The organism is Microbacterium sp. K2 (genome assembly GCF_051365005.1).
GTDB lineage: Bacteria > Actinomycetota > Actinomycetes > Actinomycetales > Microbacteriaceae > Microbacterium > Microbacterium foliorum_B.
On the sequence record NZ_JBLWII010000001.1, the window covers coordinates 207,013 to 224,343 of the forward strand.

Consider the following 17,331-nt stretch of genomic DNA (forward strand, 5'->3'; position numbering starts at 1 on the left):
CCGTGGAGCGGACGCCCGCGCGGAATCGGCGCCTATCGCGCCCTCGTCACCCGGACGAGTCCGTCGACGCTTGTCGTGTCGCGGGGGACACGGTGTCGTTCCACCAGCCCGCTCGTCGGCCCACTCAGTAGGCTCTCGGCATGGAACCGGGGCAGTCCTTCAACCAGGCGGACTGGGAGGCGAACGAGAGAGCCGTCAGGCGGCGGCGTACGTTGTGGGTGCTGGTCGTCACCGTGGTGGTGGTGCTGGTGCTCTTCTACACCGGGCGTGTGGCTTGGTTGTCCATGATGGCGACCGAGGGCGACGTGCCCCCTGCATCCGCAGTTCCGTTGCCTGAAGGCGCGGAGATCCTCGGTGGCAGCGTCGGGTGCGGAAGCGGGGGATGCTCAGCGACTTTCACCGTGCGTCCAGCGAACGGGCAGTCGCCGGGGGCTCTCGCAGAGGAGATTGGTGCGACCCCGCAGCTGTCGATACCGGGCACCTTCTGGGATCCTCGGACCGTGTGGGTGTCGGCGAGACCAGCGGGTAGCGTCCTTCTTCTCGTCGCCGACTATTGGTCCTCGGAGTACATCCCCTAGGCGCGCGAGAACGCACAACTCCCAGCATGAAAGCTGAGCATGCGGCGCTCGTGAGCGGCGACCGTGACGACCCTTGATACGGTCGTTGGCATGTTCGTCACGAGGAGACTGCCACGCTTCGGTAATGCCTTCGCTGGCGTATGGAATCTGAAGCGTTTTCACCGCGACCGCACGGTCTTCTGGACCTGTGGTGTCGCCGTGCACCGGTGCAACTGGAACACCGCTACCGGATACTGAACTGGCGAGACGGAACGTACACCCGAGATATGGGGACAACGACTAATGAATCGATCACAAGCCAGAATCCGGGCATCCATGTACACGCTTGGCGGGGCAACCGCGGTTATAGCGGGTGTTGTGATGGCCGTCGTCTTCGCGCTTCAGCCGTGGCGGGAGTGCCCCGAAGACGACGTCGCTGCAGGGTGCGTTGCGCTTCCCCAGGATACGGCGGGAATGATGCTAGGGCTGGTTATCCTCGGTGGAGGACTGGTGCTGCTGTTCGTCGGCGCGCGACGACGCCGACAAGAGTGACCGGCCGCCGCACGGCGTGAAGTTGTCGCTATCGAGAGATTTGATCGCGATGGCATCTGTCACCCTCACGCGACGACTGAACAGCTAGCTAGCGAGGGCACATGCTGGACAAGAGCCGCCGACCCCTATGCTCGGCGGCTCTTGTCGTGTCTCTACGAGCTGCGGCCGGCGCTGCTGGCTCACCGAGGAATCGCGGGTCCGGTGCAGCCAATGATGCTTGGGAGTCGGTAACTTCGACCGCCAGCTCGGTGACGAAGCTCGCCGACCGCCGGTTTCGCGTCCGGGCTTTTCGGCGGCCTCGCGCGTCTCGTCGAGGTCGCACAGGAGCCGCAAAGTCGCCCGCCGTTTCTGCACACCGCGACGTCGTTGACGCTTGTGCACAGTGACCGGGCCTACGCCAACGAGGCCACTTCGGGAGACCTTAGGTTCTTCTGGTGCGAGGATCCGCGAAGAGCGTGAGCAACCGCGGGATGGTCGCTGTCATCAGTGACGTCGTGCGGGCATGAGGCGCGACCTGCGGATGCTGCCCATCGCGGCGGCGGTGTGGGCGGTCGCTCTCATCTGCGTGTTCGTGCCTGCTGCGGCAGGATGGTGCGCACTGGCGAGTGGATTCGGCACGGTCGCAGCGCTGGGAATCGCGCTGAAGCGCCGCGAACGCACTGCGTCGAGGGCAGGCCTGATCGTGGTGCTCCTCGCGGCCGCTGCGGCTGTGTCCGTTACGGCCCTGACCGCGCTTCCTGCTCGAGACAGCGCCGCGTCGTGGGACGGCCGTGTGGTCGAGGCGACCGGAGAGGTCATCTCGTCGGCGTCGGTCGGCCGGGACGGGCGGCTGTGGATGGAGGTGCAGCTCACGGGCATCGGGTCTCCGGGGTCGGTGCGCGCGGCATCCGCCCCGGTGCGGGTCGGCATCGATCCGGCCGACGGGTTCGATCTCGGTGCGACGCTCAGAGTGAAGGGCGAGGCAGCGGCGACGGATCCGGGGGAGAGGTCTGCTCTCGTCGTGTTCGCGAGCACGGCGTCGGTCGAGGTGCCGGCATCCGGGGTGTTCGCGGTCGCCGCCGACCTGCGCAGCGACTTCATCGAGCGGTCCACACGTCTCCCCGAACCGGGCGCAGGGCTGCTTCCGGGACTCGCCGTCGGTGACACGCGTGCGGTGTCGACGGAGCTGAACGACGACATGCGCACGAGCGGACTCAGCCACCTGACCGCGGTCTCCGGAGACACAGTTGTTCTTAGGGATGGGTCGAAGGGTCACGCCCCAGTCGCCCAGGTCATGTTCAGGAGGCCCTTCGGCTTGCCGGACGGTCGCAGCAAGGAATGGAGTGTTCTTCAACCTAGAGTGTTGCGACACGTAGTTGCTGACTGGGTCGAGGGAACAAAGAGCATTTGCGACACATGGCTAGCCTCCAAGTATGGCGAACTGCTGGATGTGTCGGTCTGCCGAGGCGACGACCGGGGAGCACAAGTGGCCCGCCGCCTACCTGCGCCGTATACCCGAAGTATGGAACGATCTTCAGCACGGCAATTGGGAGGGCGATCGCTTCCGTACTCAGGGTGCCCGTTCTCGAAACCTCGCTTTGCCGGTTGTCACCGACGGATCAGCACGTAACCACGGCGCTTGGACTCTTGGAAGTTGTCGCGAAGTTCGCGCCTGGTCAGTTCCTTTAGCTGGGCGGAAGACGGAATGCTGCAACCACCACCTCCGCCGCCCTGCGAGTAACCGGGGCCAGCGTTCGGCTCGCAGCGAAGCTCCGGCGGGACTTGCCGGTCTACTTCGACGCAGATGTCGTGCGAGTGGTTGGAACTGCATTCAATTTTGACGCTGACGTATCGGTCGGGCTGAGGCATCTTTGTCTCCTTGTAGTAGCGCCAGGAACCGCAGGCTCTAAGGGCAGTCTCGCGGTGACCACCGACATTCGGCCTTTCCGGCGAGCCGCGTGCCCAATCTAGTGAGGTGTTGGGTGCAGGGTGCCTGCTTCGCCGTCATTGACTTGCTTCGCGATGTCGGTTCGAGCGACTTCCGCCCGGGGATGCGAGTAGATGGATGTCAGAGGTAGGTAGTTTCACTGCCCGGGGGTGAACACGATCTCACGCTGCCATTGGCCCTGCTCTTGGTTGTGTAATTGGAAGTACTGTTCAGCGATTACGTCGGGATCATAGGCCGTGCCGGGAACCACGGCCTCGGTTACGGCAACGGTGGCGACGTGCACTCCTGAAGGGCCGAACTGGCGGGCCAAGAGTTCAGTCAGGGTGCGTACTCCGTACTTTCCCAGAGACAGGCTAAACCAGTCCGGCTTCGGCTCGGCCATGCCACCGGTGATAAGAATCGTGCCATGGCCGCGTCTGGCCATCAGCGGCCCAAGGTGGCCGGCGGTTATCGCTGCCCCGACGACGTTGATCGCGTAGGTGCTTAAAAGTTCGTCGGAGGAGAGCTCCCCGGCTCGGTCCATACGGATGACTCCGGCGTTGTACACGAGCAAGTCGGGAACGCCGTGCTCTGCAACGGCGGCGTCGAGAGCAGCGAAGAGCGCTGCATCATCGCTGATGTCGGCAGTCAGACCGATGACCGGCACGTTGGCATCGGAATCGTTCAGCTTTGCAACAAGGCCGTCGATGGAAGCACGAGAACGCGCGATGACAGCGACGGCATAGCCCGATGAGTGAAAACGACGGGCAACCGCGAGACCTATCCCAGGCCCTGCGCCGACAACGACGATGCTGCGAGAAAGCGGGTCTACACGATCCGACATGGTGGCTCCTCTTCAGATAATGCCTACACATGACGGACCGGCTACCCACGACTTCTGTGACAAGGTCCTGTTCCGGCTTCACGCTTCCGAATGCGGCCGTGACGCCGGCGGGCGAGGCCTCCCGGGTCGCCGTAGGCCGCCGACGTGCCCGCTCCGCAGCGCACGTGCTCGCTGAGGCGTCTGCAGGGGAAACCAACCCCCACCGTCCGTGTCACAGCTGGGCCGTCGAAGTTGTCTTATTTGTGGCGGCTTAGAGAATCGAGTAACTCATGCTGAGGAGTACTGCTGCGAAGCGCCGCGCTTCCGTGACGGAACGGCTCTCGATTGCCCTAAGCGAGCGCCGCGTCGGGACCTGGCTTCGCATCCTCCAAGCCGATGTACGCGCGCGGGTTGTCCCTTTGCATTGGTCGAACCTGTTCGGGGTGGCTTCGGCAGCCTGTGTTGCCGTGCTTTTCGTGACCGGCGTCTTCCTGATCGCCTACGTCCCCTCGAGCGCCCAAGTGAAGTACGAAGGGCTGTACCCGCCTCTGGTGGGCATAGAGATGTCGAAGGCATATGCCTCGACGCTCGCTATCTCTTTCGACATCTCCGGCGGCCTCCTGATGCGTCAAGCGCATCACTGGGCCGGCCTTCTCCTACCCGCCACGATCATTTTGCAGATCCTGGTGAGCTTCTTCACAGGAGCGTTCCGCCGCCCGCGGCGGGGGAGTTGGGTGCTGCTTTTTCTCGTCTTCGTCATGGCCCTCGCCGCGGGGTGGAGCGGGTATGCACTTCCCGATGACCTACTCTCCGGCACTGGCCTTCGGATCGTTGAGGGAATCGTGCTCGCCATCCCGTTCGTTGGCACTGCCATCTCGACCCTCCTCTTCGGAGGAGAATTCCCCGGCCGAATCATCGACAACCTCTACCCACTCCACATCCACATCTTCCCCGGCGCGCTCGTGCTGTTCCTGATCCTTCGCGTCCGCGCGGGATACCGGCATCAGGCCCCACAGTTCGCAGGACCGGGCCGCACCGAGCAGAACGTCGTCGGGCTCCCGCTTTATCCGCAGATGGCGGCGCGGGCGGGCGGACTGTTCTTCATCGTGGGCGGACTCATCATCGCGATCGCCTCGGCCGTGACCATCGCACCAGTCTGGGTCTACGGGCCGTCGTCCCCGGGCGACGCTTCGGCCGGCAGCCAGCCGGACTGGTACACCGGCTTCCTCGACGGTGCACTACGACTCGTCCCGCCGGGCTGGGAGGCGGAATGGCTCGGCCGCACCTGGACCTTCGCGATCCTCGTTCCCCTTGCCGTTGTGAGTTTGTTCCTTCTGCTGGTCGTCGCCTACCCGTTCCTTGAGGGATGGATCACAGGCGACCGACGCGAGCACCACCTTCTGGATCGTCCGCGGAACGCTCCTGGTCGTACGGGCATCGGCGTTGCGGCCATCGTGTTCTATGGAGCGCTGTGGGGTGCCGCAAGCGCCGACATCATCGCCACTCACTTCTCGGTCAGCCTTGAGTCCACCATCCACGTGTTCCAGGCAGCTCTCGTCCTGGGGCCGGTAGTCGCCTTCCTTCTGACCCGCCGCGTTGCCATCGGTCTGCAGCGCAAAGACCGAGAACTCCTCCTCCACGGGTATGAGACAGGGAGGATCGTGCGGTTGCCCGGTGGCGAGTACGTGGAAGTGCACTCGTCGTTGACGCCCCACGAGCGGTGGCGACTGATCAACGAAGACGATGTCGTGTTGCCCCACGCGATCGTCCAGCAAGACGGACGCCGATCGGTGCTCGAGCGGGCGCGTGCGGCGCTCTCGCACCTGTTCTACGAACAGCGGTTGAAGCCCCTTGGGCGCTCGGACTCCGAGGAACTCGGCCTGGACGACGCGTCATCACGAGCCGGCCAGACGCCCGGAACCGATGCGTCGTCGAGCGCTCTGAAGAAGAAGATGGAGAACGAAGCGACACGAAGAAGATTCTGATCATCGGTGGCGGCTACTCGGGCTTCTACACAGCCTGGGGCCTCGAGAAGCGGCTTCGCCCGGGGGAGGCACACGTTACCGTCGTCGAACCGCGACCCTTCATGACCTATCAGCCCTTCCTTCCCGAGGCAGCAGCGGGGTCGGTCGAGCCACGCCACGTCGCGGTGTCGATACGACGCAACCTCACGAGTACCAACGTGATCACCGGCCACGTGGTGCAGGTACGCCACGCCGACCAGGTCGCCGTCATTCGGCCAATCGACGGCGCGGACTGGGAGTTCACCTACGACATGGTGGTCGTCACCGCCGGCGCCGTCACCCGGACGTTCCCGATCCCCGGGATCCTGGATGAGGCGATCGGACTCAAGTCCGCTGAGGAGGCGATCGCGATCCGGGAGGCACTGCTCGGCGCGTTTGAACGCGCGTCGTCCATGGTCCCGGGACCCGCGCGTAGCCGTGCCCTCTCCGTTACGGTCGTCGGCGGAGGCTTTTCGGGGGTCGAGGTATTCGGTGAACTGCTTTCGTTGGCCACAGCGATGCTTTGCAAATATCCGATGCTCTCAAAGGCAGACCTCGACTTCCATCTCGTGGAGGCAGCGAACCGCATCCTTCCCGAGGTGAGCGACGGGCCCGGGTCATGGGTTGTACGTGAGCTGGAACGTCGCGGTGCGCACGTGCATCTGAGTACGCAGCTGCGGTCCGCGGAGGGGCGTCACATCGTCTTGTCGACCGGTGAAGAGTGCGACACCTCGCTGTTCATCTGGACCGCGGGCAACGCCTCGAACCCGATGACCGCCCGGCATACTGATCTGCCTATTGACGAACGTGGATTGCTGACCGTGCAAGCGGATCTCCGCGTCTACGACGCCCAGGCAGACCGCGTCGTCGAAGATGCGTGGGGTGCAGGAGACAATGCCACAGTGCCCGACCTGACCCAGAAGACGGCAGGCGCTCGCACTGTGCCAAACGCCCAGCACGCGGTAAGGCAGGGGCGCCTTCTCGCAAAAAACCTGGTCCGCACGCTTCGCGGCAAGCGGCCCGTCGACTACTCACACCACGGACTCGGTGTCGTTGCGACGCTGGGCCTCGGCCGGGGAATCTTCCAGTGGCACGGGATCGTCGTGAAGGGCTTCGTCGCCTGGGTGATGCATCGGGGCTACCACGTCCTCGCAGTACCCACATGGGATCGCAATGCACGGGTGCTGCTGGGCTGGATCCCCGGTGCGCTCTTCGGCCGGGACATCGTCTCGCTCCCGGATCTCCAGGAGCCTCGCGAGCTCTTCGTGACCGGAGGAGAAGTCCCGCTCACCCCCGTGGACTAGCAACTCTGAAGTTGACTCATGTTGTACTTCTTCGGAATGGCCTTTTGAGGGTGCAGGACCGCGGTGGCCCTGCACCTCTGGCTCACGGCGTTGTGTTCGTCGCCAGCCACTCGATGAGGGTGGTCGTTGATGTCTGCGCGCCTTCAAGCGGGAGCAGCGTTCGCTCCTCAATGCGGGCCCCGAAGTACGTCGATTCGCTGTTGGATACCACGGGACGCTGGTCACCCGACGCCGCAAGGTTCCGCCGGACAAAGTCCTCGAGCAGGAACGTCTCCGGCCCCGCCACTTCAATCGACCCATTGACGGCCTCTGCAGCTGCAGCCCGGCCCACAGCCGTCGCCATGTCTTCGACGGCGATCGGCTGGATCAAGGCATCCGCGACGCTGATGATGTCGTCATGGGTGGAGGTGAACACGATCGCCGGCGCGAACTCGAAGGACTGGGTGGCGTGAACAAGCGTGTACGGGACCCCTGATTCCCGGATCAGCTTCTCCTGTGCGGCCTTGCCGTGGAAGTAGGAAATATCCTGAGGGCGGTTGGTTCCCACCACAGTGAGGGCCACGTGGTGCTTCACGCCGGCGTCCTTCTCGGCCGCAAGCTGGTTCCGGGTCGAGGTGGTGAAAAAATCCAGCACGACGTCCGGAGCGTAGGAGGGCGCCTGGGTCGTATCAACGACGACGTCCGCACCTGCCAGAGCCTGAGCCAGTCCGTCCCCTGTCATCGTGTCGACGCCGGTCTTGCGTGACGCGGCGACGGCGTCGTGGCCGTGCTCGAGGAGTTTTGACACCACGCGCGACCCGATGTGTCCGGTGCCTCCGATAACTACGATTTTCGCCATGTCGAATACCTTCCGTCCTTGAGGGCGCCGAAGTGGCGCCCTCAAGGTTTGACCGGCGGCCAGGTGTTCTTGTGACGCCGGATCACCGATTCCAGTGGCGAAGCTTGTCCGGGTTGTACACAACCCAGACGGTGACCAGGAGCCTCGATCGCATCTCTGCCGTGACCGCTCCGACGACCTTTTTGTCACGGATGAGGGTGAACCCGGGCACGCTGTTGATCGAGGCCATCGCGGCGGACGTGCCCGACGTCACCAGGCTGAGCAGCTGTGCAGATGCCGCTGCCTGCCCCTCGATGGGTTCGGCGACGTTGGGGATGTGGCCGCCGCTGTCGATGATCAAGACGACATCAGGGTGAAGCAGTTCCTGGAGCGCATTTTGATCGCTCGACGTCAGCGCGATCGCAAGTTCCTTCATTGTGGCTTCGTCAGCGGCACCACGACGCCTCCGGCGCAACCACGCCGGGTAGTGCTTGCGAGTCATGCGCTGGCCGCGGTGACATGCCCGAGCTTCTGCGGGCTCATCACCCAGAGAAGTTGGAGGATGCCGTCGTTCGTTGTTGTCGCTGTCACCATGGCGGTCACCGTGCCGTTCTCTGTAAGTGTCGCGGCGGGTTGACCGTTGACATGAACCCAGCCGATTGTCTTGTCGGTCCAAAAGTGGTGCGAGAACGCCGCGACGAACTTCGCAACCCGTGCACTTCCGATCACGGGGATGCGGGCAGCGAGCTTCGCGCCGTTTCCGTCTGTGTAGCTCACGACGTCGGATGCGAAGAGTGCTTCGAGTTCTTTGGCGTCGCCTTTTTGCGCAGCGACGAGGAAGGCTTCCAGCAATCGGCGCTGCGCGATCGGGTCTACTGTCACAACGCGGGCCGAGGACAGGTGCGTGCGTGCTCTGCTGACGAGTTGTCGAGCGCTGACGACACTGCTGGAGATCACCTCAGCGATGCGCGGGTAGGGATAGTCGAATGCTTCGCGCAGAATGTACGCTGCCCGCTCGGTCGGGGTCAGCTTCTCGAGGGTTAGCAGGATCGCGAAATGCAACGCTTCGGCGCGCTCGGCGCCGAGAGCTGGGTCATTATCCGTGTTGACCGGCTCCGGGAGCCACGGCCCGATGTAGGTCTCACGTCGTGCGTGCGCTGACTGCAGGACATTGATCGAGAGCCTGGTCGCTATCGTGGTCAGGAACGCGACGGGCTCCTGAATCTGTGTCCGATCGGTGTTCTGCCACCGGATCCACGTCTCCTGAACGATGTCTTCTGCATCAGCCACGCTGCTCAACATCCGGTATGCGATGCCGAACAGGCGCCGACGATGCGCGTCGAAGACCTGGACGGCAGCGGCGAGGTCACCGCTTCTGCTGGGATGATCAGGATTTGTAGCTGTCACGTCTTCCATTCCCACCTCAACGGACTCCTGAAAGCTTCCGCTGTCCTTCTTGGTGCACCCAAGATTCCAGCGTGGTGGGTGCAAGGCGCATGGGTGAGCGGGGGAGGAGGAGATCTCCGGAGACGTTGAAGCCGACGAGGGTGGTCTCGGCATCTTCGATGACGTAGCGCGGATCGTGGTCGACCCGCAGCACGCGGTGCACGAACTCGGGCAGGGGCATCTGCTCCGGGCCGGCGAAGTCAATGGCGCCGCCCAGCGGATCTCCCATCGCCAGTTCCACGAGAACTTCCGCGACATCCGACGACGCGACCGGTTGAACGCGCTTCGCGGGTAGATGCACCGTGTCCTGGGCGGTGTTCCATTCGGCGATACTGCGAGCAAAATCGAAAAACTGAGTCGATCGCAGGATGGAGTGAGCGATCGGCCCCGATTGCACAAGCCGTTCCTGGAGACCCTTTGCCGCAAAGTAACCGTCTTCACCTGCGTGATCGGCCCCGACGATCGAGAGGACCACATGGTGCTTCACGCCGGCGCGTTCTTCGGCTTCCAGCAACCGGTGAGTGCTGGCCTCGAAGAACTCCCGCGCCGCATCTCCGGAGAGATCGGGAGCATTGGTCACATCGATCACCGCGTCGGCGTATTCGAGCGCGGCGTCGAGCCCGCGTCCAGTTCTCGCGTCCACCCCGCTGGTCGGTGAAGCAACGACAACGGCCTGAGCTCTTCGTTCGAGCTTTTCAACGATCTTCCGGCCAACTTGGCCGGTTCCGCCCAATACAACGATTCGCATCTCGCCCGCTCCGTTCCGGGCTTGCGCCGTGCACGCAGAAAGCCCTACTCAAGTTCAGACCGGACAGTGCATCGATCTGTGACAGCCTGCCCGAAACTTTTTGGCTATGCGGCGCCCTCCAAGGTCGCGGCATAGGCCTGCTCTGCTTTAGTGATCATCTCGGCGACGACACCGGGGTTGGAAACGGGGACAGCGTGTGATGCTCCGCTGATCTCGTGTGTTGCCCGCGAGGCAGCGCGCTCGGCACCAGCCCGCAGCACTGCAACTGGAATATTCAGATCCTGCTCGCCGAACACGTGCCAGGAGGGCACGTCCTTCCAGGCCGGACGCGACGTGGAAAGCGTCTCGGAGAGCGCGGCTTCGGTCACAGGTCGCTGAGTTGCGGCCATGAGTGCCGCAACATCCTCTGCCACATCTGCGGCGAACTGGTGCCGGAATACGTCCGGACGGATAGCGAACTCGTTGCCTCCGGTTGTGACCGGGTACACAGAAAGCGCGTCTCCGAGAGTGCTTCCCGGCGCGCTGGACGACAGCGAGAGCGCACTCTCCCCGGTATCAGGGACGAAGGCGGACACATATACGAGACCGACGACGGCGTCGTTGTCGGCTGCAGCTTCAGTGATCACCAGGCCGCCGTACGAGTGACCTACGAGGATGACGGCCCCGGGGATGGAGGTGATGACATCGCGGACGTAGGCAGCGTCGCCGGCGAGCGTACGCAGCGGGTTCGCGACAGCGACTGCGTCGAGCCCCTGTTCCTGCAGACGGGTGATAACCCCGTTCCACGAGGCAGATTCGGCGAAGGCGCCGTGAACGAGGACGATGGTGGGCTTCAAGTCGGTCATGATCTTCACTTTCTTCGAAATGGGCTAGTTTGCGGTGGCGAAGGCTTGGCGGAGGGTCCGCACGGCCTGCTCAATCGCCGCCGTGCTTGCGGCTGAGGTCCGTAGCGGATTGAGCATCATGAAGTCGTGGATTGTGGCGTCGTAGCGGACGAGGGTCGCGCGGACTCCCGCCTCGATGAGCTTTCGTCCGTATGCCTCGCCTTCGTCGCGAAGGACATCGTTCTCATCGACCACGAGGAGCGTCTCCGGCAGTCCCCTGAGATCGTCAACGGAAGCCTGCAACGGCGACGCGGTGACGTCCTTGCGAGCGTCAAGATCCGGCAGATAGCTGTCCCAGAACCACGCCATCGCATCAGCGCGCAGGTGGAATCCTTCAGCAAACTCACGGTAGCTGTCAGTGTCCTGGCCCGCATCGGTGACGGGGTAGTACAGCGACTGGTGAATGAAGGTGACGTCGCCACGCCGCTTCGCAAGGATCGCGACAACAGCGGCCATGTTTCCACCGACGGAATCGCCGGCGATCGCGAGACGAGACGCGTCCAGGCCCTTCGTTGCGCCTTCGTTCATGATCCAGCGCGCGGTCGCGTATACCTGTTCGACGGCGACGGGGTGGCGCACTTCCGGGGACCGGTCATACTCGACGAACACTATCGCTGCGTTGACGCCGACAGCGATCTCTCTCACCAGCCGATCATGGGTGCCAGCGTTGCCGAGCACCCACCCGCCGCCATGCACGTAGAGGACAACCGGCAGCGCCGCAGCGGAGCCAACCGGCTTGACGATGCGCACTCGCACCTGACCGACGTCGGCGGGGACAGAGATCCATTCCTCATCGATGTCGGGTTTTGCGGTCGGGGACGCTTGAACTTGGTCTAACAGCTCGCGGGCGCCATCGACGCCGAGGTTGGTGAGATAAGGCGGCTTCGAGGTGGCGTCCGCGAATGCTCGTGCATCCGGCTCCAGGGTGTGATCGACCATGATGGTCCTTCCGTGCTCAGGGATAACGGGATGGGCCTTCGTTCAACATCTGTTGCCCATGCCAGACAAGACCGTGTAGCTCGAGCGGGTGTGACGGGCTTAGCGATTGAAAGGCAGTTCCTCGCGGACTGTCACAAACAGGGCGGGCGCCTGGTCTATTGAGTACGGGCGGACATCCGTCGCAGCCGAACAGCATTCAGAGGGGCGACATGAAAATCACGGTGATCGGTGGAACAGGCTTGATCGGAGCGAGGGTCGTCCGTCAGCTGAGGGCATCCGGGCACGACGTTCTCGTCGCCGCCCGCTCCACGGGCGTCAACTCCTTCACGGGGGAGGGGCTGGAAGACGCGCTGACAGGTGCAGACGTTCTGGTCGACGTGTCGAACTCCTCTTACACGGACGAAGCGGGGGCGCAAGAATTCTTCTACACCTCCACCATGAACCTGCTCAGCTACGGGGAAGCAGCCGGCGTAGGGCACCATGTCGCCCTTTCCGTCGTCGGCACCGATCGTCTGGCCCGTGCCGAAGGCGGGTACTTCGTCGCGAAACAGCAGCAGGAACGGCTCATCATCGAGTCTCACCGCCCATACTCGCTCGTACACGCGACTCAGTTCTTCGAATTCATTCGCAGCATCACCGACCATGCGGTGCGCGGCGGGGCCGTCCGGGTCGCCGATGTGCTGGTGCAGCCCATGGCAGCCGATGATGTCGCACGGGCTGTCGTTGACACGTCGCTCGGGCAGCCGCTCTACGGGATGGTGGAGTTCGGTGGCCCGGAGGTCTTCAGTCTCAAGGACCTGGCGGTGATGGATCTGAGCTTCCGCCAGGACGAGCGGGAAGTCGTGCCCGACCCGCTCGGGACCTATTTCGGTGCTCGACTCGCGAGCCGTGACCTTCTTCCGGAGGCCACAGCCTCGATTGCTCAGCGGAGGTACCACGACTGGCGCATTCAGACCCCGGAAGTCGTTGAAGACATCACGGCTTGAGGTGCAGTCATATCGCTATCTAACTGCTGGCGCACGTTGTAGCCTTGCGCTCAGCTGAGGTGCGCGACTCAGCCAGCGTGTGCGACAAAGTCGAGTGCGCGACCTTCCTTCAGGAACGGCACATGAACCCGCAACAGCAATACGTGTACGACTCAGATGACGAGTCGCTGATGGCCTTCGTCACTCAGCGTCGGCGATTGTTCGGCATCGCCTATCGGATTCTCGGCAGCGCTTTTGAAGCGGAGGATGTCGTGCAGGACACGTGGATTCGATGGCAACTGTGCGATCAGGCAACGGTGCGAAACCCCGCCGCTTTTCTCGCGACAACCACCACGCGCCTCGCCATCAACGTCCTCAACAGTGCCCGTTCTCGACGCGAAACCTATGTCGGTTCGTGGTTGCCGACGCCCGTCGATACCTCAGACGATCCGATGCTCGGAGCTGAACGATCTGAGGCACTCGAGCTCGCCACCTTGTTCCTCATGGAGCGACTCACTGCTACCGAACGCGCGGCATATGTGCTCCGGGAAGCGTTCACCTACCCTTACGCGAAGATCGCGGACATCCTCAGCACAACGGAAGCTTCTGCCCGCCAGCTGGTCAGCAGGGCACGAAAGCATCTGTCGACGGATGCTGTGCACGTGAGCAGCCGAGAAGAACAGAAACGACTCTTCCGCACGTTTCTCGACGCAGCCCAGGGGGGAGACGCAACGGAGCTAGAGAAGCTTCTCGCTGCCGACGCTGTGAGCTACACCGACGGCGGCGGTGTGGTTCATCGCACCGCCAGGCGACCTATCTGCGGGCGGGAGACGCTCATTCGATTCCTCGTCGGCGTCTCGACGTGGTTCTGGGGTGATGTGACCATCGAAATCGTCGAGGCGAACGGCCACGACAGTGCCCTGTTGTACCGAGCAGGAAAGCCGTTCGCGCTCCTCACGGTCTCCGCCCGCGTGGGCTCGGTGCAAGAAATTTTCTGGGTGATGAATCCCGAGAAGCTCGCACCGATTGCGCCCTCCGTGCCCCTGGCGCTGTAGATCGCCGCAGTTGGCGGTGCTTCTGGGGTGTCACACAAGTTGCAGTTGTTCGGTCTTATCTCATGACCCACCGCGCCTCAGCTCGGTGAGAGAGGAAAGTCGCAGTGACTATCAGCGAAACCCGCACCGGCGGGCTGTCCAGTCTGGATCTCATGCAAACGCGACCTGCCCCGGCGGGCACCGCAGCGAAGGCTGGCTCATGACCATGGATCTCTCAATTGTCGACCCGACGGTCCCGCCGTCGGGAAATGTGTGTGTGCAGTGCGATGCGGAAGGCAGCTGGTGGGTGCATCTGCGCCGGTGCGCTGCCTGCGGTCATGTTGGCTGCTGCAACAATTCGCCCGGTCAGCACGCGACGGCGCACTTCCTTCAGACCGGCCATCCCGTCATCGCAAGCTTCGAGCCGGGCGAGGACTGGTTCTGGGACTACCGGAGCGACAGCTACGCCGAGCCGGTCGTTCTGGCGCCACCGTTGAGCCATCCCCTCGATCAGGCAGCGCCCGGCCCCGCGAGTCGGCTTCCGGCAGACTGGCGCGCGCAGGCGGCGAAACAACGATGAGCGGCGGGCCTGATTTCAGCGGGTTGCGTGCCGTCTTCGTTAATTGCACTCTCAAACCAAGTCCGCAGGTGAGTAACACCCAAGGACTCATGGACCTCAGTGTCGACCTGATGAGATCCCATGGTGTCGAGGTGCAAACGCTTCGCTTCGTCGACTTTGACGTGCCTCCGGGTGTCTACCCCGATATGCGCGAACACGGCTGGGCGAGCGATGAGTGGCTCACCGACGTATGGCCGGCGATCAAGGCCGCCGACATCCTCGTCGTTGGCGGGCCTTTGTGGCTCGGGGACAACGCATCGGTCACTCGCAAACTCATCGAACGCCTCTACGCGATGAGCGGCGAATACAATGCCCAAGGTCAGTATGTCTACTACGGGAAGACTGGCGGCGCGATCATCACCGGCAATGAAGACGGGGTCAAGCACGCATCCGCTTCAATCCTGTACAGCCTCCAACACGTGGGATGCGTCATACCTCCAGGTGCCGACGCGGGCTGGATAGGCGAGATCGGTCCCGGACCGAGCTACTTGGACCCAGGTTCCGGAGGTCCGGAGAATGACTTCACTCGTCGAAATGTGACGTTTATGACCTGGAACCTGATGCACATGGCCAGCATGCTTCGAGCAGCTGGCGGTATCCCCGCGTGGGGAAATCTTCGAGGGGCGTGGGACAGCGGAGAACGCTTTGGCCTGAGCGCGAATCCCGAGTATCGCTGAGGGCGCTGAAACCAAAACGTGCACCGATGCCACGTTCCATGGCATCGGTGCACGGCACTCAGCGGTCTGTGGATGCCAAGCGGACAGCGGTCTCAGCGAGTCGCATCGAGAATCCGGCCTCGTTGTCGTACCAAGCCGCCACTGAGACCATCCCGTTGAACGACTGAGTCAGCGGGAGGTCGACGATCGATGAGTGCGGATCTCCGACGATGCGGGCTGAGGTCCACTCGTCCTCGAACACTTCGAGGATGCCTTTGAGGGGCCCTGTGGCCGCGGCTTGCCGGAAGGCGTCGCGAAGGTCCTCGGTCGCGATCTCTCGCTCCGGTATCACGTTGAGCTCGACGATGCTGCCCGTACGCACGGGTACCCGATAGGCCTTACCGGTGATCTTGAGGTCGGGCCAGACGAACCCCAGCGCTTTTGCGGCCCCCGAAGAGGACGGGATGATGTTCTCCGCACCGGCCCATGAGTCTCTTCTGGACTTCATCGGCTGGTCGGTCAACGACTGCGTGTTCGTGTAGGCGTGGACCGTTGAGAAGACGCCGTATTGGATGCCCGTGGACTCGAGGAGCACCTTGACGACGGCCGCGAGGGCGTTGGTGGTGCAGCTGGCCATGCTGATGATCTTGTGGGTATCACTGTTGTAGTCGTCGAGGTTGATGCCCGGCAGCAGAACCGCGTCGCAGTCCTCGGCGGTCTTGCTCGGTCCGCTGATCAGCACGCGCTCGGCGCCGTTCGCGAGATGCCGCTCAGCTGCTTCCCGGGTGACACCGCGGCCGGTGCAATCGACGACCAGATCGATGCCGAGGGCCTTCCAGTCCGGGACGCCCTCGCGGGAGTTGATGTACGTGATTCGTCTGCCGTCGATGGAGATGGAAGTGTCGTCGTCCGAGGAGACCGCTGGCCACCACCCGTAGTTCGTGTCCACTTCGAGGAGTGCGGCGAGGTCGCCGGCTGGAGCGATGTCACAGATGACGCTGGGGAAGAAGAGGTCGTTCTTCACCGCGCTGCGCACGAGCTGACGGCCGATACGTCCGAAACCGTAGACGGCGATGTTCTTCATGATGTGGTCCTTTTGGTGAAGAGCCGTTCGCTGGATGTTCGTCCCGGATGCTCCGGATCGACCAGGTCCGCATATTCCGGGCTCTGGTTGATGAAGGCGGAAACGAGAGGGCAGTACACGGTGACGTGCATGCCGCGATCGCGCACGTCGTCGAGGGCGTAAGCGATGAGTTCCACAGCGATGCCTCGCCCACGAAACTCTGGGACGACAGTGGTCGCAAGAATCACGACCCGGTTGCCCATCTGTTTGAACTCGATGGCCGCCACCTCGAGCTCCTCGAGTCTGGCAGAGTAGTGATGCCGGACATCATCGCGATGCACGACCATCTCGAAATCTGCGTCCGCCGACGGAAGGTCAGCGTCGCGGAGACTGTCATTGCGAAGGTCGGCGATGCCATCCTGGAGGAAACTGACCTCATCAGGGTGGGCAGCGGAATCGGAGTTCTCGTGTTCGCTCATCATTCGCTTCCTTTTCTTCAGTGGTGCTGGGTTTCGGTCGATCCGTGGGGTGGGATGTCGGCCGCTGGCTACGGTGCGACGTCGTAGTGGCTGAGGATCGCGATGCGGTTGAAGGCATTGATGACGATGGTCAACCAGCGGACCGCCGCTAGCTGGTCGGGGGTGAGCACCTGCTGCTCGACGTCACCGTCGCTTCGGAGGAACCGGCGTCCTGTCTGCTGATCAGCGATGAGTGTGACCTCTTCGGCGACGGCCAGTGCTGCACGTTCGACGGCCGTGAAGTAGCGGGAGTCTCGCCATGCCGGGAGCACGGCGAGGCGGTCGCTGGTCTCGCCGTGAGCAAATGCATCCCTTGTGTGCATGCGGAGGCAGAATGCGCAGCCATTAAGTTGCGACGATCGGATGCGAACGAGCTCAACAACCAGCGGGTCGAGTCCCGCGTCGCGGGCGGCGAGGCCGGCCGCCTTACCGGCGGCGATGAGCGCCTGGTAGGCGGCCGGAACCGCGGAGTCGAGGTGGTCCGAAGCGGACACGGT

The 17,331-nt window shown here is 63.3% G+C and carries 19 protein-coding genes and 1 pseudogene; 8 read left to right on the top strand and 12 right to left on the bottom strand.

Annotated elements, in window-relative coordinates; genetic code table 11:
- The first annotated feature begins 140 nt into the window (after positions 1-140).
- Positions 141-578: a hypothetical protein gene (locus tag ACLKOY_RS01035; protein WP_436452069.1), complete on the top strand. Its 438-nt coding sequence runs from the start codon at positions 141-143 to the stop codon at positions 576-578.
- A gap of 1,014 nt (positions 579-1,592) precedes the next feature.
- Here ACLKOY_RS01035 and ACLKOY_RS01040 read toward each other — a convergent pair.
- The 3 genes from ACLKOY_RS01040 to ACLKOY_RS01050 form a co-directional block, all read right to left on the bottom strand.
- Positions 1,593-2,201: a hypothetical protein gene (locus ACLKOY_RS01040; protein ID WP_436452070.1), complete on the bottom strand. Its 609-nt coding sequence runs from the start codon at positions 2,199-2,201 to the stop codon at positions 1,593-1,595.
- 495 nt (positions 2,202-2,696) lie between these two features.
- On the bottom strand, positions 2,697-2,957 hold the full coding sequence (locus ACLKOY_RS01045; protein WP_436452071.1) for a hypothetical protein: 261 nt from the start codon (positions 2,955-2,957) through the stop codon (positions 2,697-2,699).
- A 215-nt stretch (positions 2,958-3,172) separates the two neighbouring features.
- On the bottom strand, positions 3,173-3,859 hold the full coding sequence (locus ACLKOY_RS01050) for an SDR family NAD(P)-dependent oxidoreductase (RefSeq protein WP_436452072.1): 687 nt from the start codon (positions 3,857-3,859) through the stop codon (positions 3,173-3,175).
- 305 nt (positions 3,860-4,164) lie between these two features.
- Between ACLKOY_RS01050 and qcrB the strand changes: the two genes are divergently transcribed.
- The gene (qcrB, locus tag ACLKOY_RS01055; RefSeq protein ID WP_436452073.1) at positions 4,165-5,823 is read left to right on the top strand and encodes a cytochrome bc1 complex cytochrome b subunit; all 1,659 of its coding nucleotides are present in this window, start codon (positions 4,165-4,167) and stop codon (positions 5,821-5,823) included.
- Positions 5,824-5,825: 2 nt separating this feature from the next.
- Complete coding sequence (locus tag ACLKOY_RS01060; RefSeq protein ID WP_436454074.1) at positions 5,826-7,145, top strand: NAD(P)/FAD-dependent oxidoreductase; 1,320 nt, start codon at positions 5,826-5,828, stop codon at positions 7,143-7,145.
- A gap of 82 nt (positions 7,146-7,227) precedes the next feature.
- On the opposite strand, the gene ACLKOY_RS01065 is transcribed toward ACLKOY_RS01060, so the two are convergent.
- The 6 genes from ACLKOY_RS01065 to ACLKOY_RS01090 all read right to left on the bottom strand — a co-directional run bounded on the left by ACLKOY_RS01065 (position 7,228) and on the right by ACLKOY_RS01090 (position 11,979).
- Positions 7,228-7,983 (bottom strand): SDR family oxidoreductase, encoded by a 756-nt coding sequence (locus ACLKOY_RS01065; RefSeq protein WP_436452074.1) that lies wholly within the window; start codon positions 7,981-7,983, stop codon positions 7,228-7,230.
- A gap of 82 nt (positions 7,984-8,065) precedes the next feature.
- Positions 8,066-8,398 carry a hypothetical protein gene (locus tag ACLKOY_RS01070; protein ID WP_436452075.1) on the bottom strand — a complete coding sequence of 111 codons (333 nt, stop codon included), beginning with the start codon at positions 8,396-8,398 and terminating at the stop codon, positions 8,066-8,068.
- Between the two features lie 62 nt (positions 8,399-8,460).
- Positions 8,461-9,378: an RNA polymerase sigma-70 factor gene (locus tag ACLKOY_RS01075; RefSeq protein ID WP_436452076.1), complete on the bottom strand. Its 918-nt coding sequence runs from the start codon at positions 9,376-9,378 to the stop codon at positions 8,461-8,463.
- Positions 9,379-9,385: 7 nt separating this feature from the next.
- On the bottom strand, positions 9,386-10,156 hold the full coding sequence (locus tag ACLKOY_RS01080) for an SDR family oxidoreductase (RefSeq protein WP_341957904.1): 771 nt from the start codon (positions 10,154-10,156) through the stop codon (positions 9,386-9,388).
- Between the two features lie 104 nt (positions 10,157-10,260).
- On the bottom strand, positions 10,261-11,001 hold the full coding sequence (locus tag ACLKOY_RS01085) for an alpha/beta fold hydrolase (RefSeq protein ID WP_341957901.1): 741 nt from the start codon (positions 10,999-11,001) through the stop codon (positions 10,261-10,263).
- Positions 11,002-11,025: 24 nt separating this feature from the next.
- Positions 11,026-11,979 (bottom strand): alpha/beta hydrolase, encoded by a 954-nt coding sequence (locus ACLKOY_RS01090; protein WP_436452077.1) that lies wholly within the window; start codon positions 11,977-11,979, stop codon positions 11,026-11,028.
- A gap of 209 nt (positions 11,980-12,188) precedes the next feature.
- On the opposite strand from ACLKOY_RS01090, the pseudogene ACLKOY_RS01095 reads away from it, so the two are divergent.
- The 5 genes and pseudogenes from ACLKOY_RS01095 to ACLKOY_RS01115 form a co-directional block, all read left to right on the top strand.
- Positions 12,189-12,356 (top strand): annotated as a pseudogene (locus tag ACLKOY_RS01095) (NAD-dependent epimerase/dehydratase family protein); the annotation flags it as partial.
- A gap of 60 nt (positions 12,357-12,416) precedes the next feature.
- Positions 12,417-12,965, top strand: coding sequence for an NAD(P)H-binding protein (locus tag ACLKOY_RS01100; RefSeq protein WP_436454129.1), 549 nt, complete (start codon positions 12,417-12,419; stop codon positions 12,963-12,965).
- A gap of 122 nt (positions 12,966-13,087) precedes the next feature.
- Positions 13,088-13,999: a sigma-70 family RNA polymerase sigma factor gene (locus ACLKOY_RS01105; RefSeq protein ID WP_341957897.1), complete on the top strand. Its 912-nt coding sequence runs from the start codon at positions 13,088-13,090 to the stop codon at positions 13,997-13,999.
- A 205-nt stretch (positions 14,000-14,204) separates the two neighbouring features.
- The gene (locus ACLKOY_RS01110; RefSeq protein ID WP_436454075.1) at positions 14,205-14,558 is read left to right on the top strand and encodes a UBP-type zinc finger domain-containing protein; all 354 of its coding nucleotides are present in this window, start codon (positions 14,205-14,207) and stop codon (positions 14,556-14,558) included.
- A complete protein-coding gene (locus tag ACLKOY_RS01115; protein WP_341957893.1) occupies positions 14,555-15,274 on the top strand; it encodes a flavodoxin family protein in 720 nt (239 codons plus the stop codon). The genes ACLKOY_RS01110 and ACLKOY_RS01115 overlap by 4 nt, the downstream gene beginning before the upstream one ends.
- 58 nt (positions 15,275-15,332) lie before the next feature.
- Here ACLKOY_RS01115 and ACLKOY_RS01120 read toward each other — a convergent pair whose 3' ends face one another.
- The 3 genes from ACLKOY_RS01120 to ACLKOY_RS01130 all read right to left on the bottom strand — a co-directional run bounded on the left by ACLKOY_RS01120 (position 15,333) and on the right by ACLKOY_RS01130 (position 17,328).
- Complete coding sequence (locus ACLKOY_RS01120; protein WP_436452078.1) at positions 15,333-16,337, bottom strand: type I glyceraldehyde-3-phosphate dehydrogenase; 1,005 nt, start codon at positions 16,335-16,337, stop codon at positions 15,333-15,335.
- The gene (locus tag ACLKOY_RS01125; RefSeq protein WP_341957889.1) at positions 16,334-16,795 is read right to left on the bottom strand and encodes a GNAT family N-acetyltransferase; all 462 of its coding nucleotides are present in this window, start codon (positions 16,793-16,795) and stop codon (positions 16,334-16,336) included. The genes ACLKOY_RS01120 and ACLKOY_RS01125 overlap by 4 nt, the downstream gene beginning before the upstream one ends.
- A 68-nt stretch (positions 16,796-16,863) precedes the next feature.
- Positions 16,864-17,328: a carboxymuconolactone decarboxylase family protein gene (locus tag ACLKOY_RS01130; protein ID WP_341957887.1), complete on the bottom strand. Its 465-nt coding sequence runs from the start codon at positions 17,326-17,328 to the stop codon at positions 16,864-16,866.
- Positions 17,329-17,331 lie beyond the last annotated feature (3 nt).

What these genes read in the sequence shown, in the direction of transcription:
- ACLKOY_RS01035 (WP_436452069.1), top strand. Translation starts at nt 141, where the DNA reads ATGGAACCGGGGCAGTCCTTCAACCAGGCGGACTGGGAGGCGAACGAG.
- ACLKOY_RS01045 (WP_436452071.1), bottom strand. Translation starts at nt 2,957, where the DNA reads ATGCCTCAGCCCGACCGATACGTCAGCGTCAAAATTGAATGCAGTTCC.
- ACLKOY_RS01050 (WP_436452072.1), bottom strand. Translation starts at nt 3,859, where the DNA reads ATGTCGGATCGTGTAGACCCGCTTTCTCGCAGCATCGTCGTTGTCGGC.
- ACLKOY_RS01065 (WP_436452074.1), bottom strand. Translation starts at nt 7,983, where the DNA reads ATGGCGAAAATCGTAGTTATCGGAGGCACCGGACACATCGGGTCGCGC.
- ACLKOY_RS01070 (WP_436452075.1), bottom strand. Translation starts at nt 8,398, where the DNA reads ATGAAGGAACTTGCGATCGCGCTGACGTCGAGCGATCAAAATGCGCTC.
- ACLKOY_RS01075 (WP_436452076.1), bottom strand. Translation starts at nt 9,378, where the DNA reads ATGGAAGACGTGACAGCTACAAATCCTGATCATCCCAGCAGAAGCGGT.
- ACLKOY_RS01080 (WP_341957904.1), bottom strand. Translation starts at nt 10,156, where the DNA reads ATGCGAATCGTTGTATTGGGCGGAACCGGCCAAGTTGGCCGGAAGATC.
- ACLKOY_RS01085 (WP_341957901.1), bottom strand. Translation starts at nt 11,001, where the DNA reads ATGACCGACTTGAAGCCCACCATCGTCCTCGTTCACGGCGCCTTCGCC.
- ACLKOY_RS01090 (WP_436452077.1), bottom strand. Translation starts at nt 11,979, where the DNA reads ATGGTCGATCACACCCTGGAGCCGGATGCACGAGCATTCGCGGACGCC.
- ACLKOY_RS01100 (WP_436454129.1), top strand. Translation starts at nt 12,417, where the DNA reads ATGAACCTGCTCAGCTACGGGGAAGCAGCCGGCGTAGGGCACCATGTC.
- ACLKOY_RS01105 (WP_341957897.1), top strand. Translation starts at nt 13,088, where the DNA reads ATGAACCCGCAACAGCAATACGTGTACGACTCAGATGACGAGTCGCTG.
- ACLKOY_RS01110 (WP_436454075.1), top strand. Translation starts at nt 14,205, where the DNA reads ATGGATCTCTCAATTGTCGACCCGACGGTCCCGCCGTCGGGAAATGTG.
- ACLKOY_RS01115 (WP_341957893.1), top strand. Translation starts at nt 14,555, where the DNA reads ATGAGCGGCGGGCCTGATTTCAGCGGGTTGCGTGCCGTCTTCGTTAAT.
- ACLKOY_RS01120 (WP_436452078.1), bottom strand. Translation starts at nt 16,337, where the DNA reads ATGAAGAACATCGCCGTCTACGGTTTCGGACGTATCGGCCGTCAGCTC.
- ACLKOY_RS01125 (WP_341957889.1), bottom strand. Translation starts at nt 16,795, where the DNA reads ATGAGCGAACACGAGAACTCCGATTCCGCTGCCCACCCTGATGAGGTC.